Genomic DNA, 1957 nt, shown 5'->3' on the forward strand with positions numbered 1-1957 from the left:
AATCAAAATAATCATTATTACGATCATAAATTTTTTCCTACTAAATAACATTAGAGAGTACTAGTATTAGCACGCTTCATGCTAAAAAAACGACCACTGAAATTAATCAGTAGTCGTAGAAAGAGGCTTATTCAATGGTCAATTATTGTTTTACATATTCGCTTGCGATGTTACCTGCCTGGCGTCCGAATACGATGATGTCAGCAACTGCGTTACCACCGATACGGTTAGATCCGTGAACTTGACCGGTTACTTCACCAGCACCAAATAATCCTTCAATTGCGGTTCCATCTTCACGTAATACATGAGTTTCAGTGTCGATTTTTAACCCACCCATTGTATGGTGAATTCCTGGTGCAATTTTGATTGCGTAGTATGGCGCATGAGATAAGTCATATTCCATACCTGTTGTTCTTCCAAAGTCTTTATCTTCTTGGTTTTTAACAGCTTCATTCCAAGTGTCTAAAGTAGCTTTTAAGTTTTCAGCAGGAATTTCTAATTTTTCAGCTAATTCTTCAATTGTTTCAGCTTTGGTTACAATTCCTTTTTCTTCGTATTGGTTAATCGCTGTGACAGATTCTTTTAATCTTTGGTCTGCAATGATATAGGCATATTTTTCAGGTAAGGCAATAATGTTTGCGGAAACTTTATCACGAGTTAATAATTCGTCAGTGAAACGTTCACCTTGTTGGTTAACTAAGATACCACCATCACCACGTACAGATTCGGTTACTAAGTATGAAGTCGATTGTTCAACTGTTGGGTGAATTTGAATTTGATCCATATCCACCACTGCTGCTCCTAATTCTTCAGCCATACGGATACCGTCACCGGTTGCACCTTCATGGTTGGTTGTCACAAATCCATCTAATTCTGGTTTGATTTCTGAAACCATTTCTAAGTTACCACCAAAACCACCGGTTGCGATAATCACCGCTTTGGCGTTAATCGTTTTTTCTTCTCCTTCAACGGTTACATTCACACCAGATACTTTACCATCTGTTTCATTAATTTTAGTTACTTCTGAGTTAACAAATAATGGAATTTCTTTTTCGTGAATATTTCTTAATAAACCTTCGACTAAATAACCACCGACAGCTGATCCATCTTCTGGACGGTGGATACGTTTAACTGAAGCACCACCAGAGAAAGTAATGTTGTTTAAAGTAATCCCGATTGAATCTAACCAGTCAATCGCTTCTGCTGAATGATCTACCATATAACGTAATAATTCTGGATCGTTAGTCCCTTTACCACCTTCTAATGTATCCTCATAGAATAAATCATTTGAATCTTCAATTCCTTGTTCTTTTTGGAATTTAGTTTCAGAAGCGTTCATCCCTCCTGAAGATTTAGAAGTATTCCCACCAGCAATCGGCATTTTCTCAAAGATTGCGACATCAGCACCTGCTTCTTGTGCAGTAATTGCTGCTGCCATCCCTCCACCACCAGCACCGATGATAACAATATCATAAGATTCTTTTAAGGTTGCAGGATCCGCATACCATTCTGATGTTTGTGAAGCTCCAGACGTTGTGTCGGCTTCCTCAGCTAATGCTGTTGTAATTGGTGCGCTTAATAACGCTGTTGATAAAAGGCCAATCGCCCATTTTCTTAAATTCATTTCTCTTCCTCCAATTGTGAATTTATGAACTTATTTTAACATAGTTAAGGATTTGATTCAATTCAATTAAGGAAAATTTATAAGTTTTTTTATAAAGAATAATAAAAATACACTCCATCAATGATAACTTCTTTGTGAAAAGTATCGGAAAATTAAGGCTCTATGTCAAGTAGTGTTGGTAAATAATAATAGTTGCACTTGAACGCTTGTTCAAGTGCTATTTTTTTACTTAAATTAAGCTATCTTATTTTGCATTTCTAATTGTTTTTGGTGTTCTTCCTCATATTTTTTAATGGCGTCTTCTTCAGCAAATAATAGTGGACGATAAGCTCC

1 protein-coding gene is annotated in these 1957 nt (G+C 36.4%); it reads right to left on the bottom strand.

What is annotated here, in order from left to right:
- Positions 1-142: 142 nt before the first annotated feature.
- A complete protein-coding gene (locus tag GSA01S_RS09985) occupies positions 143-1624 on the bottom strand; it encodes a flavocytochrome c (protein ID WP_066127187.1) in 1482 nt (493 codons plus the stop codon).
- Positions 1625-1957: the final 333 nt, after the last annotated feature.

It is taken from the genome of Globicatella sanguinis NBRC 15551 (genome assembly GCF_001552295.1).
GTDB lineage: Bacteria > Bacillota > Bacilli > Lactobacillales > Aerococcaceae > Globicatella > Globicatella sanguinis.

What these genes read in the sequence shown, in the direction of transcription:
- GSA01S_RS09985 (WP_066127187.1), bottom strand. Translation starts at nt 1,624, where the DNA reads ATGAATTTAAGAAAATGGGCGATTGGCCTTTTATCAACAGCGTTATTA.